14 protein-coding genes are annotated in these 15906 nt (G+C 39.1%); all 14 read left to right on the forward strand.

The window, feature by feature from the left end:
• The first annotated feature begins 226 nt into the window (after positions 1–226).
• The 14 genes from HCH28_RS09165 (at position 227) to HCH28_RS09230 (ending at position 15871) form a co-directional block, all read left to right on the forward strand.
• Positions 227–1972, forward strand: coding sequence for a GGDEF domain-containing phosphodiesterase (locus tag HCH28_RS09165; protein WP_221680695.1), 1746 nt, complete (start codon positions 227–229; stop codon positions 1970–1972).
• Positions 1973–1975: 3 nt separating this feature from the next.
• Complete coding sequence (locus HCH28_RS09170; RefSeq protein WP_221680696.1) at positions 1976–3112, forward strand: THUMP domain-containing class I SAM-dependent RNA methyltransferase; 1137 nt, start codon at positions 1976–1978, stop codon at positions 3110–3112.
• A gap of 85 nt (positions 3113–3197) precedes the next feature.
• Positions 3198–5105: an ATP-dependent DNA helicase gene (locus tag HCH28_RS09175; protein WP_221680697.1), complete on the forward strand. Its 1908-nt coding sequence runs from the start codon at positions 3198–3200 to the stop codon at positions 5103–5105.
• 226 nt (positions 5106–5331) lie between these two features.
• Positions 5332–6792 (forward strand): sensor histidine kinase, encoded by a 1461-nt coding sequence (locus HCH28_RS09180; protein WP_221680698.1) that lies wholly within the window; start codon positions 5332–5334, stop codon positions 6790–6792.
• Positions 6785–7363 (forward strand): ANTAR domain-containing response regulator, encoded by a 579-nt coding sequence (locus tag HCH28_RS09185; RefSeq protein WP_004269312.1) that lies wholly within the window; start codon positions 6785–6787, stop codon positions 7361–7363. Before HCH28_RS09180 ends, HCH28_RS09185 begins: the two co-directional genes overlap by 8 nt.
• Before the next feature lie 83 nt (positions 7364–7446).
• Positions 7447–8697 carry an ethanolamine utilization protein EutH gene (eutH, locus tag HCH28_RS09190; protein ID WP_004269313.1) on the forward strand — a complete coding sequence of 417 codons (1251 nt, stop codon included), beginning with the start codon at positions 7447–7449 and terminating at the stop codon, positions 8695–8697.
• A 19-nt stretch (positions 8698–8716) separates the two neighbouring features.
• Entirely contained in the window at positions 8717–9058 is a 342-nt protein-coding gene (eutS, locus tag HCH28_RS09195; RefSeq protein WP_004269314.1) for an ethanolamine utilization microcompartment protein EutS, read from the forward strand.
• A 10-nt stretch (positions 9059–9068) separates the two neighbouring features.
• Positions 9069–9569, forward strand: coding sequence for a EutP/PduV family microcompartment system protein (locus HCH28_RS09200; RefSeq protein ID WP_221680699.1), 501 nt, complete (start codon positions 9069–9071; stop codon positions 9567–9569).
• 17 nt (positions 9570–9586) lie between these two features.
• Complete coding sequence (locus tag HCH28_RS09205; protein WP_221680700.1) at positions 9587–11008, forward strand: ethanolamine ammonia-lyase reactivating factor EutA; 1422 nt, start codon at positions 9587–9589, stop codon at positions 11006–11008.
• 5 nt (positions 11009–11013) lie between these two features.
• On the forward strand, positions 11014–12384 hold the full coding sequence (locus tag HCH28_RS09210; RefSeq protein ID WP_008176446.1) for an ethanolamine ammonia-lyase subunit EutB: 1371 nt from the start codon (positions 11014–11016) through the stop codon (positions 12382–12384).
• A 9-nt stretch (positions 12385–12393) separates the two neighbouring features.
• Positions 12394–13404, forward strand: a complete 1011-nt coding sequence (gene eutC, locus HCH28_RS09215) for an ethanolamine ammonia-lyase subunit EutC (protein ID WP_221680701.1) — start codon at positions 12394–12396, stop codon at positions 13402–13404.
• 11 nt (positions 13405–13415) lie between these two features.
• Entirely contained in the window at positions 13416–14066 is a 651-nt protein-coding gene (gene eutL / locus HCH28_RS09220) for an ethanolamine utilization microcompartment protein EutL (protein WP_221680702.1), read from the forward strand.
• 15 nt (positions 14067–14081) lie between these two features.
• On the forward strand, positions 14082–15572 hold the full coding sequence (locus HCH28_RS09225) for an aldehyde dehydrogenase family protein (RefSeq protein WP_202341743.1): 1491 nt from the start codon (positions 14082–14084) through the stop codon (positions 15570–15572).
• 20 nt (positions 15573–15592) lie between these two features.
• A complete protein-coding gene (locus HCH28_RS09230; RefSeq protein ID WP_004269321.1) occupies positions 15593–15871 on the forward strand; it encodes a BMC domain-containing protein in 279 nt (92 codons plus the stop codon).
• Positions 15872–15906 lie beyond the last annotated feature (35 nt).

The following is a 15906-nucleotide window of genomic DNA, read 5'->3' on the forward strand; positions in this document are numbered from 1 at the left end:
TCAGTTGAAGGTGTATGGTTACCTGTTTATCAAGAGAATGCCTCGGCGATTGTCATAGATTTACTTGAGGCGCTTTTCGAGCAAGTTCGAAAAATCTGGACGCATTCATTGCACGAAAGAGAAGCGTCAGTGACAATTACACCGAGCGTAATAGATTACATAGTGGTTGGCCTGACGTAAATGCCCTTCTGAGAGGGAGTATAGAGAGATAGGATGGAGCGGAAACATGAACGGAGTAAACAATTGGGAAAGTACGGATAAACTGAAACTGATATCTAAATATCCGACTACCTTAATACTTAAAATCTTCGAAAATGTATCTGAAGGTATCATGATTACTGATGAGTACAAAAAAATAGTAATGGTTAATCCTGCCTTTGAATTTGTGACAGGCTATACATGTGACGATGTGGTTGGAAAAACGCCAGCCGTTTTACAATCTGGTGTACATGAATTGCCGTTCTATTTAGAGATGTGGGAGCAGATACGACAAGAAGGCATTTGGCAAGGTGAGATATGGAATCGTCGTAAAACTGGAGACGTATATCCTGAATGGTTAACAATTGTTTGTGTAACCAACGATGAGGGTGAGGTTACAAATTACTGTGGTATTTTCACAGATTTGTCTGAAAGAAAAATAGTAGAAAATGAATTAGAAAAGCGTTTGCTCACGGATTCATTAACAGATGTATCCAATCGTTTTGCCTATATCGAAAGAATGGATAATCTCTTGGAATCGACTTCTGCTATTTCTCATTCAGTGCAGCATGCGATCTATTTCTTAGATTTGGATCGATTTAAGCAAATTAATGATACATTAGGCCATGCTGTTGGAGATTCAATTTTAATAGAAGTAGCAAATCGACTAAAAAAATTACTGAAAAATAAAGATATTATTGCAAGATATGGCGGAGATGAATTCGTCATTACATTAACGAATGTGAAAAATGTTAAAGAGGCTGCACAATTCGCTGAACAAATTATTAGTAGTATTGAACAGCCAATGATGATAAATGATCAGGAAGTTTTTATTTCAACGAGTATTGGTATTAGCGTTTATCCAGTTGATAGTAAAAACACAGAAGAACTGATCAATTGTGCAGATAGAGCGATGACTTATTCAAAAAAGAATGAATTAAACGGCTATTCCTTCTATTTTGATGAGCTGCAAACAGACGCACAACGAGTGCTATTGCTAGATTCTGAGTTAAGAAGAGCAATAGAAAATCGTGAATTTGAGCTACATTTTCAGCCAAAGATTTCTATGGAAAATGAGCAAATTCAAGGTTTAGAAGCACTAGTCCGCTGGAATAGCGAGAGGCTAGGCTTTGTTTCACCTGCTGAGTTTATCACTTATGCGGAGGATACAGGTCTAATCATTCCATTAAGTGAGCTCATTATCGAAAAAGCATGTGAGGCAGTCATTCAAATGCGACAATATGGTTGGAAAACACCTGTCGCCATTAATATCTCGAGCATTCACTTTAAACAGCAGAATTTTTTGGAGTCGATCCAAACAATATTAGAGCGCTATAATATGCCAGCTAACAATTTTGAAATAGAAGTGACAGAGCGAACGGTGATGAACAGTGCCAATGAGACAGTTAGTAAATTGGTTCGTTTAAAACAATTAGGCTTTAAAATCTCAATCGATGACTTTGGGACTGGCTATTCATCTTTAAGTTATTTAGTTCGCTTCCCATTAGATTGTTTAAAAATTGATCGTAGCTTTATCCAGCATATTGGATCACTCGATGAAAAACAGGCAGTTGTAGATGCGATTATTCAAATGTCCCATCGCTTAAAAATGAAAGTTGTTGCTGAAGGTGTAGAACAAGCACAACAAGTGGATATACTACGTAAAATGAACTGTGATATAATCCAAGGCTATTATTACAGCAAACCACTCCCATTAAACGAATTGATGGAGTTTATGGAGTATTGGGAAATTGAGCATCAAGGAAGGAAATAATCTATGGCAAACTATCAATTAGTAGCTACGTCAGCAATGGGCTTAGAAGCTATTGTGGCACAAGAAGTAAAAGCACTTGGCTATGAAACAACCGTTGACAATGGCAAAGTATATTTTGAAGGCGATGAAACGGCGATTGCGCGTACCAATTTATGGCTACGTGTAGCGGATCGTGTAAAGATTGTCGTTGGGCAATTCCCAGCAAAATCGTTTGAACAATTATTTGAAAGTGTGAAGGCACTCCCTTGGGAGAAGTATTTACCAGTGGACGCTGCTTTTCCTGTTTCAGGAAAGTCCGTAAAATCGAAATTGTTTAGTGTACCTGATTGTCAAGCCATTACCAAAAAGGCAATCGTTGAGCGAATGAAACAGCATTATAAGCGACTTGGCTTTTTGGATGAATCTGGAGCGACTTACAAAGTTGAGGTTTCGATTTTAAAAGATGTGGCGACACTAACAATTGATACATCTGGTGCTGGCCTACATAAGCGTGGCTATCGTCAGGCACAAGGTGAGGCACCATTAAAAGAAACATTAGCAGCTGCACTTGTACAAATTTCAAAATGGAATCCAAATCGTCCGTTTGTTGACCCATTCTGTGGCTCTGGTACTATTACATTGGAAGCGGCGATGTTTGGACAAAATATAGCTCCAGGCTATAACCGTGAATTCATTTCTGAGGAATGGCCATGGATGAAAGCGGCAATCTGGGATACGGTTCGTGATGAAGCAGATAGTTTAGCGAACTATGATCAGCCGTTAGAAATTATTGGTTCCGATATTGATCACCGCATGGTCAGCATTGCGCAAGAAAACGCAATAGAAGCAGGCTTTGGAGAGTTAATCACGTTTAAGCAAATGCAAGCACGTGATTTTACAACACAGTTAACGGATGGTGTCATGATTGGGAACCCGCCGTACGGAGAGCGTATTGGTGATGTGGAAGTAGTGGAACAGGTGATCCGTGATGTTGGGAAGGTCATGAAAAACTATCCAACTTGGTCTGTTTATATGCTATCCTCCATGAAGAATTTTGAAGAATTATATGGACGCCAAGCGACGAAAAAACGTAAATTATTTAATGGTTTTATTGAAACAAATTATTATCAGTTCTGGGGTCAAAAGTCTAAAAGAGATTAACGAATAGTAACGGAAGATAAGATTTTTTCTTATCTTCCGTTTCGTCGCGTATAATAGCAACAGATAGTAAGAGGGGGAACATTAATTGCGTAAATCTTTACCATTTGCATTATCAAAGGACCGTTCATTTTTTGATTCATTAGGTGACTGGATGGGCGATGTTCTTTATGATGAATTACCAGAAAAGGGCTTTGAATGCCGTGATGAGCAAATCTTTATGGCTTATCAAATAGAACAAGCACTAAAAGAAAAAAATGTTCTCTTTGCGGAGGCGGGAGTGGGAACTGGCAAAACGATCGCTTATTTGCTTCCAGCTATTTCCTATGCACGTTACACAGGGAAACCGGCCTTGATTGCTTGTGCAGATGAAACATTAATCGACCAACTTGTAAAAGAGGGGGGCGATATTTATAAACTCCAAAAAACGTTAGGACTTGATATTGATGTTCGCCTAGCAAAATCGAGAGATCAGTATTTATGCTTAAAACGCTTTGAGGAAGCAGAAAAAGTGGAGTCGGATGAATGGATTGATGATATTTCCTTTTCTATCCCTGATGGTGTTTATGCACAAGGTTCAATGATTGCTGTTCATCCATATGGGGAACGCAGTGATTATCCAACAGTCAGTGATGAGGATTGGCAAAAGGTTAATTACAATTCGATTATGCAATGTTCGGTTTGTGATCTTCGGAATCGCTGTGGGCAAACGTTGCATCGCTCTCATTATCGAAAATCAACCGATCTTGTTATTTGTTCACAAGATTTTCTAATGGAGCATTTGGCTACAAAGGAATCTCGTGAGCGTGAAGGTCAGCTAGCATTACTGCCTGAGGTATCAATGATGGTGCTGGATGAAGGACATTTATTGGAGTATGCTGCGCAAAAAGCGATGACCTATAAAGTACAGGCGACGACTATTGTGCAATTACTGGAGCGCTTGATGGTAGATGGTGTACGCGAGCGCACACTGTATGCAATGGAGAAATTACAGGATGATCATGAACTATTTTTTGATCAACTTCGCGATGATATCGTCGCTTCTAATGAAGATCGCAAACGCATAAACAAATCAAAAACATTGCTTACTTACGGGAAGCAGTTAATAGATGATGTAGAAACATTGATGGAAGAATTCGTTTTTGAATCAGAAATGTACATGATTCCTGAATATGAGCTAAATATGGCAGAAGAATATTTAGAACAATATGAGGCTTCGTTGCGTATTTTCATCGCACAGGGAGATGCAGTAGATTGGTTAGAGGAAACAGATGGTGAAGAAACGCTCGTCATTATGCCTCGTTTAATCACAGAAGTTTTAGCAGAAAAATTATTCTCTAAAAAGCTTCCAATCGTCTTTTCTTCTGCCACGCTATCGGTCAATAAAGACTTTTCTTATATTGCCTATAGTTTAGGAATTCGAGATTACCAATCATTTTCTGTGCCATCCCCATTCGACTATGAAGAGGTTATGAAAATCTATTTACATGAGCTTACACAACGAGACAAAACAGCACGTGTTCAGCAGTTGTTGCGTGATGGCGAGCAAACGTTGATTTTATTTAAATCGAAGCAAGCCATGCTAAACTTCAAGGCAGAATTACCAATAATGGAACGTATGTATGTAGCATTTGAGGGAGATCGAGAGCTATCAGCCATTGTTCGAGACTTCCAGCAAGGAACAGTTAAAACATTATGTTCATATCATTTATGGGAAGGGTTAGATTTGCCTGAGGAAGCATTAACGCGTGTGATTATTTATGATTTACCGTTTCCTCCACAGGACCCATTGTTTGATGCGAAACGTACATTTGCAGAAAACCCATTTGAGGAAGTGGAATTACCTTTCATGCAATTACGCTTGCAGCAAGGGATGGGGCGCTTAATTCGTACATCGAATGACCATGGTGATATTCACATTTTATTAAATGAAGATGAACAAAAACAGCGTGCAGCCTTTGAAAATATAGTAGCAGTTGTACCAGAAATAAAATAGAAAGAAGCGAGTTTACCCAAAAGGTAAGCTCTTTTTTTATTATATTGAAATAACATTATGTGTGTAGTTAAATTATGGATCTTTAAAAAACTGTTGAATATTTCTCTTTTAAGCTATATAGTTCTTTGTAATGCAACGAAATCTTGTGAAAGAATATATTTTTTATATTGAAAATAATTTCACAAAAGGTTTATAATAATGACAAAGATTTTTAAGAATAGTCAAATTGCTTGCTGACTATTCATTGATAGGGGGCTTAAACCTGTCGAACATTCAATCATTGTGTAGAAAATATACAAATCTATCGGCAACGGATATTGACAAGTTAATAGAAATAGAGGCTACGCTAACGTATTATGCTGAGTTGACTGATTGTTACATGTTCATAGATTGCCTGTTGGAGAATTTACCGCATGCAATTGTTGTGGCAGAGGCATTCCCGAAGAAAGAGATTGGTTTATACGAAAAATCAGTTATCGGAAAATTCGTATTTGAAAGTTTTGAACCAGCTGTATTTGCTGCGTTTAAACATAAAGAAAAATCATCTATTTCCAGAGCAATTACGCAGGAAGGCATAACGGTGGAGCAAAATGTCATTCCAATTTTTAATGAGCAGCAGCAAGTAATTGCTGTATTGATTCAGGAAAAAATGGTGAAGATGCAAACGACACCGAAGGATGATTTTCAGAATATGCCCTTTGCATTAATTGAGCATATTGTTGAACCAAATTCTCAACCAATTCCAGTTGTTTCTGATTTACTCGTAGAGTCGATTATTCTCACAAATCACGAAAATAAAGTGATTTATAGTAATCCAGCAGGCTATCATTTTATTTCGGAGCTATCTGGATTAGAAAATTTTGACAATATAGCGTTGAATAAAATCTTACCTTTTTTACAGGAGGTCTATGATAAAGGTGACGATGTCTTTTTCCTAGAAATTACGATTGATCGTAAATCCTTTATTGTGAAGAAGATTCCTATTCGCAGTCATAACGAGAAAGTCACACTACTCATTATTCATGATCTAACAGAGCTTAAGCTGAAAGAAAATGAGCTAATGATGAAAACATTTGCGATACGAGAAATTCACCACCGCGTGAAAAACAATCTTCAGACAGTGACAAGTCTATTACGTTTGCAAATGCGAAATGATCTGTCTGCTTCAAATGCAAGTGCGTTTCAAGAGGCATTAAATCGAATCTATAGTATTTCATCGGTATATGAGCTGATTTTAGAAAATGAAGATAACGCTGAAGAAAGAGTGGATGTTATCGCATTAGCTAAAAAAATTGGTCATAAAATGATTGGTACGTCTAATACAGCAACTATTCAACTAGCCTTTCATCATGAAAATTTGCAGCTGTTCTGCCATTCAAAAAAGGCAGTCTCTTTAGCACTCATTATTTGTGAGCTACTGCAAAATGCATTAAAGTATGCGTTTATCGGACGTGATGAAGGAGTCATCGATATTCAATTCATTCAGGAAGATTCTACAATTTCGCTTCATATTTCTGACAACGGCGTTGGAATGCAAGAGGTGAAGGCATCTTTTGGTATGGAGATTATCACAAGGCTTGTAGAATATGATTTAGCTGGCTCATTTTCAATTATCCCTAGTAATGAAGGTACACATACTCAAATTCAGTTCCCTGTAAGTGAGGAGGTATTTATCGTAAATGACTAGGAAAGTTATGATTGTCGAAGATGAATCACTGATTGCGATTGATTTGAAGTTTATGTTAGAAGATAACGGCTACGAAGTTGTAGCTCAAGCGAACAATGGGGAAACAGCCATTGAATTAGCCTTTTTACATAAACCACAGTTAATCTTAATGGACATTAAAATGCCTAAACTTGACGGTTTAAAGGCAAGTAAAATTATTGAACAACAGCTTGGTATACCCGTTCTTTTCATCTCGGCCTATAGTGAAAAAGAATTGTTGCTATACATGAAGCAGGATAATATATTAGGATATGTAATGAAACCGTTTTCTGAAAAAAATGTGTTGCCTGTGCTAGAGGTTGCTTTTCATCAAATTGATAAATTCAACCGTCTCAATGGGGAGATCTTACATAAGCAAACACAATTAGATAAGCGAAAAGTCATTGAACGAGCAAAGGGCTTGCTGATGCAGGCTGAAAATATAAGCGAGGACGAGGCTTACCGTAAGATTCGTAATGAAAGCATGCAAACACAACAGGAAATGGTGCATATTGCACAGCAAATTATTAACAACCTACAAGTCAATAGTTGAAGCAAAGGCGCTTTAAAGAGATTTCTTCTTTAAAGTGCCTTTTTTTATATAAATTTATAAATAAAAAAGGGGTGATGAGTAAGATGGCAATGATAGGAACGATTATCGTTTATATTATTATGATTTGTGCTGTTTTAGGGGCAATCGGAGCTATCCGAGATGCTGAGTATGGGATTGGGAAAGAATTTATGAATGGGATCCATACAGTTGGTCATATTTTTGTCCCAGCAGCAGGGATCATGGCAGCTATACCTTACTTAACATGGTTTATTAGTCATTTTATTAGTCCGATTTTTGAGTTAATTGGTGCAGATCCGGCAATTGCAGCGACGACGATTTTAGCATCGGACATGGGTGGTTACCAATTAGCCAATGCGTTAAAGGAGTCTTATGAGGGATGGGTAATGGCTCTTGTTGTTGGTTTTATGTCAGGTGCTACTATCGTATTCTCGATTCCAATGGGCCTTGCGATGTTGGATAAACGTGATCATAAATACATGGCGCTAGGAATTATGGCTGGCGTTTTAACAATTCCGATTGGTGCATTTATTTCTTCTATCATGATTGTGCTATTCAACACAGAAGTACGTGAAGTCATTAGTACAACAGAGGCTCCTACATATGTATTTGCCATTTCTGTTTTACAAATATTAATTAACTTACTACCTTTATTCATTTTCGTTATCTTAATCGCACTAGGCTTAAAGCTTATTCCAAACGGGATGATTACTGGCTTCATGGTATTCGGTCGTGTAATGGATGCCGGAATTAAACTGGTGTTAGTGTTCTCTATTGTTGAGATTTTTACAGGTATTTTTACAAAGATTTTTGGCGCGTGGGGCTTCGATCCAATCATGGCTGATGAAATCGATCAGTTCCGAGCATTAGAAACAGCCGGTTATATCGGGATTATGCTAGCGGGTGCCTTCCCAATGGTGTATCTAATTCGAAAATATGCTTCCAAGCCACTTGAAGCAGGTGGTAAAAAATTAGGCTTATCCTCTGTAGGAAGTGCGGGGTTATTAGCAACGATTGCGAATATTTTGGCGATGTTCACACTAGTTCGCCATATGCCACCAAAGGATAAAGTAATTAACATTGCGTTTGGTGTATGTTCGGCCTTCTTATTAGGTGATCACTTATCATTCACGGCGAACTTCCAGCCAACGATTATCCTGCCTGTTATCGCTGGAAAGTTTTTAGCGGGTGTTATTGCGATTATTTTAGCCTATAAGCTTTCAGTACCAACTGCATTAAGGCTAGAAATTGAGGATCGCAAGGCTGGCATTATTAAAGAAGGCGAGTATTTAACAGATCAAAATCATAATCAATGAAAAAGTGAGGTGATGACGTGTGAGTGAAGAGAAAAAACGATTTATTCAGGAGTTTGTGCCGGGTAAACAGCTAACATTGAGTCACCTTATTGCCAATCCTGATCCAGAAATGTTTCAAAAGCTAGGTATCCAAGAAGCAGGTGCCCTTGGCATTATGACTTGTACGCCAAGTGAAACGGTAATTATTGCAGGAGACTTAGCGACCAAGGCTGCCAATGTCAAATTAGGATTTTTAGATCGTTTTACAGGTAGTCTCGTTATTGTTGGTAGTGTGTCAGAGGTAGAAATGGCGATGTTAGAAATCAATCGTTTTTTATCCGAGGTATTAGGTTATACACCATCAAAAATAACAAAATCATAGGATGTGTCATATGAAAAATCGAGTAATGATAATAGGCGGTGTGCAAGCAGGAAAGTCAACATTGATGAATACATTGTTGGGCAAAGAAAGCAGTGCCAACAAAACACAAGCACTCGTTTATGATGACTGGATTGTTGATACACCAGGTGAATATGTAGAAAATCCAATGTATTACAGAAATATTATGGCAACATCTTTGGAAGTAACCCATGTAATTTACTTGCAGGATGCCACATCAGCAAGGAGTGTATTCCCTCCGCAATTTAGCTTAGGGATTCCCAAAATACAAATAGGTGTTATTACCAAGATCGATGCCCCTAATGCAGATGTAGAAAGGGCTACCGCCTTATTAAAAAATGTTATGACGCAGGGCCCTATCGTGAAAACCTCTTCATGGCAAAAACTTGGCATTGAATTAATTGAACCATTGATTCAACTCAAGACAAATGAAGAAATTCGACAATTTGTTAAGGAAAGCGATAGTCCGTATCTCATGTATTGCTCACAGTAGCGAGAGGGAGGTGTAGGGTGAAAACTGAAAAAATATTTAGTGCAGGCATTGATATTGGGACAAGTACCACAAAAATGGTTGTCAGTAGTTTTCTGTTAAAGAATGTGGCTGGGGTAACACATGTGCCAAGGATTGAAATTATTGAGAAAACGGTGTTGCATCAAAGTCCAATTATCAGAACACCTTTCATCAATAAAGACATCATTGATATGAAAAAGATAGAGGAATTTATTTCTCAACAGTATCAATTGGCACAAATTGCTCCATCTGATATTGCAACAGGGGCCATCATTATTACTGGTGAATCAGCTACGAAGGAAAATGCAAGTGAGGTTGTCCATACCATTGCAGATGGCGCAGGTCATTTTTTAGTTGCTACCGCAGGTCCTGATTTAGAGGGCATCATTGCTGCCAAAGGGGCAGGTACTTTACAGCAATCAAAGAATTCATCCAAAGTCATCGCCAATATCGACATTGGTGGAGGGACAGCGAATATTGCTGTTATGCAATTTGGAGAGGTCATAGGTACATGTACCTTACATGTTGGTGGTAGATTGATTGAGTTTAAGGATGGCAAGATTCAATCAATTTCTCCGCCACTCATGCGATTGATGGAACGATGGGCTAATCCGTTAGCGGTTGGTGATGCGGCCGAAGATATTCGAGTGACACATTGTATTGAAGAAATGGTGCAAACACTTGCCATGATTCTTTATGGACAATGCAGAGATGAAAAGCATCCGTTATTACTAGGGCATTTACCAAACTGGCATAAACCTGTGGATGCTATTGTTTTTACGGGTGGAGTGGCCTCTTGTATTTATGAAAATGAATGTACACAGCGTCAATATGATGATATTGGTGAAAAATTAGCGAAAATGCTACAACAGCATGAACAGCTACAATCATTTTTATGGTTACGACCAGAGGAAACAGCACGTGCAACAGTGACTGGTGCTGGTACGCAAACCACTGAAATCAGTGGGGCAACCATTCAGGTGGATGCACAAGTGTTACCACTAAAAAATGTACCTGTCTTCAATTGTCATCTAGATCCTTCAACAGACTTTAACTCGACGGTAAGGACAGCAGTAGAGAGAGCAAATGATTTATTTTCTATACAGGACAATCGTTCGCCATTTGCACTCTATTTTAGTGAATTGCCATATTTAAGCTTTCAGGATGTACATGCATTGTGTCAGGCCATTTTGCTACATTTGGCAACAAGATGCTCTAAGGACATACCAATTATCATAGTCATTCAATCAGATTATGCAAAGATTATTGGACAGACCATACAAGCCATAAATGCGACAGTACCAATTATTTGTATCGATCAAATTAAAGTGGAAACGGGCGATTACATCGACATTGGAGAGGTTCTGCCATCTGGCGTTGTTCCTGTTGTGGTGAAGACCCTTGCCTTCCATTCAAAGTAAGGAGGATGAATGTGAACTTATCGGTGATATTTGGTGGAGAAAAATATAATTTTAAATCATTAAAAGATGTTATGGCTAAGGCCAATGAAGAAAAATCAGGTGATCAGCTAGCAGGTATTGCCGCTGAGACGGTTCAACAACGAATCGCAGCAAAGGCTGTATTAAGTGAGCTTTTAGTTAAAGATATCCGCGAAAATCCATTAGTGCCACAAGAAAATGATGAGGTTTCACGCATTATTGAGGGCGATATTAATGAGCAAATATATGGAGAAATCAAAAACTGGAGCATCGAGCAGCTGCGTGAATACATTCTATCAAATGACACGGGTGATCGTGAATTAAAGCGTTTAAGTAAAGGGATGAATTCCGAGATTATTGCCGCTGTTACAAAACTAATGTCCAATTTAGATCTTGTACATGCAGCCAATAAAGTTGAAATACTTTCAACGTGTAATATTACGATTGGCCAAAAAGGGACGCTGTCATCTCGTCTACAGCCAAATCATCCGACAGATAATATTGATGGCATTATCGCTTCTCTAAAAGAAGGACTGTCCTATGGTATTGGGGATGCTGTTATCGGCATTAATCCTGTAGATGATTCAGTTGAAAGTGTCAAAAAAGTACTTACGGCTACAAAGGAATTCATCAATGATTGGTCGATTCCTACGCAAAACTGTGTATTAGCTCATATTACAACACAGATGAAGGCGATTAAACAAGGCGCCCCAGCAGATATGATTTTCCAAAGTATCGCAGGGACAGAAATTGCTAACCGTTCGTTCGGTATTTCTGCTGATTTAATAAGAGAAGCAGAGGAGCTCATTAAAAAGCAAGGAACAGGTACTGGTCCAAATTTATTCTACTTTGAAACAGGTCAAGGGTCAGAGCTATCGGCAGAGGCACATATGGGCATTGACCAAGTAACTCTGGAATCGCGCAATTATGGATTTGCAAGACATTTTAATCCTTATATTGTGAACACCGTAGTTGGCTTTATTGGCCCAGAGTATTTATACAACAATAAACAAGTCATTCGAGCAGGTCTCGAGGATCACTTCATGGGCAAGATGCATGGTATTCCTATGGGGGTAGATATTTGCTATACCAACCATATTAAAGCTGACCAAAATGATGTGGAAGATTTAAGTGTATTGCTAACAGCTGCTGGCGTTAACTTTATTATTGCTGCGCCAATGGGCGATGATGTGATGCTCAACTATCAATCGATGAGCTTCCATGATGTGGCTACATTACTCCAAACATTTGGTAAAAAACCAGCACCAGAGTATTTAGCCTGGTTAGAGAAAATGGGCATTTATGAAAATGGTCGACTGTCAGCAAGAGCTGGCGATTTATCCATTTTTGAAAGGTAGGTGAGTCAAGTGAATGATCAATTAGTTTCTATGATTACACAGCTTGTCATGGAGAAGATGGAGAAAAGTACAGGTAGCCAAACACCTGAAATAGCAGCTACTCCAACAGAGCAACCACTTATTAAATTTTATGATACAGTAGAAAATCGTTCTTCAGAAACAACAGAAGCTATCGCAACATCACAGGAGCCATTAATTCAGCTGTATCAGCATGGAGCTCCACAGCAAGTAACAACGGTTGCTTCTGCTACTTTCGACCAACCAGTAAATGACGCTGTGCCGATCAAGCCCTTTCAGTTTGAGGCAGGATCGTTAAGTGAAAGTGTGCAGGCTGCTAAGAAACATACACCAGCTCGTATTGGTGTAGGGAGAGCGGGAACAAGACCGAAAACGAAAACCTGGTTAAAATTCCGACTCGATCATGCTGCTGCAGTAGATGCTGTATATGGCGAAGTGACAGAAGAACTTTTACAAAAGCTTGATGTCTTTCAGGTCACAACGAAAGTCACAGATAAAGAGGAATACATTACAAGACCTGACTTAGGGCGTCGTTTATCAGAAGAATCAAAGGCATTGATTCAGCAAAAATGTAAACCACAGCCAAAGGTACAGATTATTATCTCGAATGGCTTGAGTGCAAGTGCGATTGAGGAGAATGTTCAAGATGTTTACTTAGCCCTTCAGCAAAGTCTTAGCAATTTAAAAATTGACATCGGTACTACGTTCTATATCGATAAAGGGCGTGTTGCCTTAATGGATGAGATTGGTGAGCTGCTACAGGCAGAGGTAATTGTTTATCTAATTGGTGAGCGTCCAGGGCTCGTATCGGCAGAATCGATGAGTGCATATTTATGCTACAAGCCAAGAATTGGGACAGTGGAAGCTGAACGCATGGTAATTTCAAATATCCATAAGGGTGGTATCCCACCATTAGAAGCGGGAGCTTATCTTGGCACAGTCGTAGAAAAAATCCTGCATTATCAGGCAAGTGGCGTAGAGCTTGTCGCAAAAGAAGGTTAGGAGGCTGAAATATGTATCCTCAAAAAATTATGGCTCAAATCTTGGCGATGCAAACCATTCCAAGAGTCAATAGTGAACTAGCAGAGCAGTTAGATTTAAAGCCACATCATCATAGCATTGGACTTGTCACACTGACAATCGACGATGTGGGCTATGTAGCCTTCGATGAGGCGACGAAAAAGGCAGATGTCGATGTTGTCTATGCAAAAAGCTTTTATGCGGGAGCGGCACATTCGTCTGGTCCATTGTCAGGTGAAGTGATTGGCATTATTGCTGGAAGCTCACCTGATGAAATTCGTAGTGGTCTTGATGCCATTCAACAAAAAATTGAATTTGATACGTATTTTGAAGCCATTAATAATAATGACAATCATGCCTTGTTTGCCCATACTGTGGCAAGCTGTGGGACGTATCTTGCTGAGCTTGCAGATGTAAAGGTTGGCACCCCACTTGCTTATTTAATCGCACCGCCGCTTGAAGCAGTTGTAGGATTAGATGCAGCATTAAAGGCTGCAGATGTTGAGCTAAAGGTTTTCTTTGGTCCTCCATCTGAAACCAATTTTGGGGGCGGCTTATTAACTGGCAGTCAATCTTCATGCGAGGCTGCGGCACATGCATTCAGAGAAGCTATTGAAAATATAGCTAGAAACCCAGTGATCTAGAAGGGAGGCGGCTTTATGGCCACATTAGACAAAGACTTATTAGCGATTCAGGAAATGAGAGATGCCGTTAAACATGCTAATACAGCACAGGCTGCCTATATGCAATTTTCTCAGCAACAAGTAGACAACATTGTAAAGGCTGTCGCGGATGCTGCCTTTAAGGAAGCAGAGCGTTTAGCAAAAATGGCTGTGCAAGAAACAGGAATGGGTATTCCTAACCATAAAAAGATGAAAAATGAAGTAGCTTCACGAGATGTCTATGAAGATATTAAAGAATTAAAAACAGTTGGTATTGTGGGCTATGATCGGATGAAAAAAGTAGCCGAAATTGCAAGTCCTTTCGGTGTCATTGCTGGTATCGTACCAACAACAAATCCAACCTCTACAGCGATCTTTAAGACACTTATTTCTTTAAAAACGAGAAATGGTTTAGTGCTTAGTCCACACCCATATGCAGTGAAATGTACAAAAGAGGCTTTAGATATTTGTCGAGTAGCTGCTGAAAAAGCAGGTGCGCCAGAAGGATTACTACAATGTTTAACAATGTCCTCCATGGAAGCAACACAGCAGCTAATGAAGCATCCAAACATCCATTTAATTTTAGCTACGGGTGGTGGTGCATTGGTCAAGGCAGCCTATAGCTCTGGCAAACCTGCCTATGGGGTTGGGCCAGGAAATGTACCAGCTTACATTGAAAAATCGGCTAATATTCAAAAGTCTGTACGCCAATTGGTGCAAAGTAAATCGTTCGATAATGGCACAATCTGTGCAACAGAGCAAGCTATTATTGTGGATAAGGTGATTGCCGAGCAAGTGCAAACAGAATTAAAGAAAAATGGTGCCTATCTATTAAATGCCGAAGAAAAAGCTAAAATGGAAAAATTGATCTCGCCAGTTCCTGGGAAAGTAAATCCTCAGATTGTTGGTAAATCAGCTACTTGCCTAGCTGATTCTGTTGGTATCACGGTACCAGACGATACAAAAGTTCTTGTGGGCTTCGAAACAATGATTGGTAAAAATATTCCGTTTTCTCTTGAAAAACTATCACCAATCTTTGCGCTTTATGTTGTTGAAAACAGTACAGAAGCCAAGCAGGTGATGATTGACCTGCTAAATATTGGAGGACGCGGACATACATGCTCTATTCACACTGAAAATGCAGCATTAGCAGAGCAATTTTCTGTCGAATTACCAGTATCACGAATTGTGGTTAATACATTATCCTCAATTGGTGCAGTAGGTGGCACAACAGGCTTGGCGCCATCCTTTACATTAGGCTGTGGGACATTTGGCGGCAATATTACGTCAGACAACATTACAGCAAGACATTTATTAAATATCAAACGTATGGCGTATGGCATTAAAGATGTGGAAGTGCCAAAACCAGAATTCGAAGTACAGTCCGTTGTTGAGTCGGTAGTTTCACAAGAACCTACTCTTGATACAACGATGGTTCAACAAATTGTCGATCAAGTATTAAAACAAATCACATTACAAAAAAAATAAATTATTTGGAGGAATGACAAATGAGTACAGCATTAGGAATGGTAGAAACAAAAGGTTTAGTAGGAGCAATTGAAGCAGCAGATGCAATGGTAAAGGCAGCAAGCGTTAATTTAGTAGGCAAAGTACATGTAGGTGGCGGGATCGTAACAGTTCTTGTACGTGGTGATGTAGGTGCAGTAAAAGCAGCAACAGATGCAGGGGCAGCAGCAGCACAACGTGTAGGAGAGCTATTATCTGTCCATGTAATTCCACGTCCACACCACGAATTAGAAATGATTTTACCAAAAGCAGAAGCATAATTTCAGTTTCGTTTAAACGCTATAGATGGAAAAAT

Source organism: Lysinibacillus sp. K60 (genome assembly GCF_019731275.1).
GTDB lineage: Bacteria > Bacillota > Bacilli > Bacillales_A > Planococcaceae > Lysinibacillus > Lysinibacillus capsici.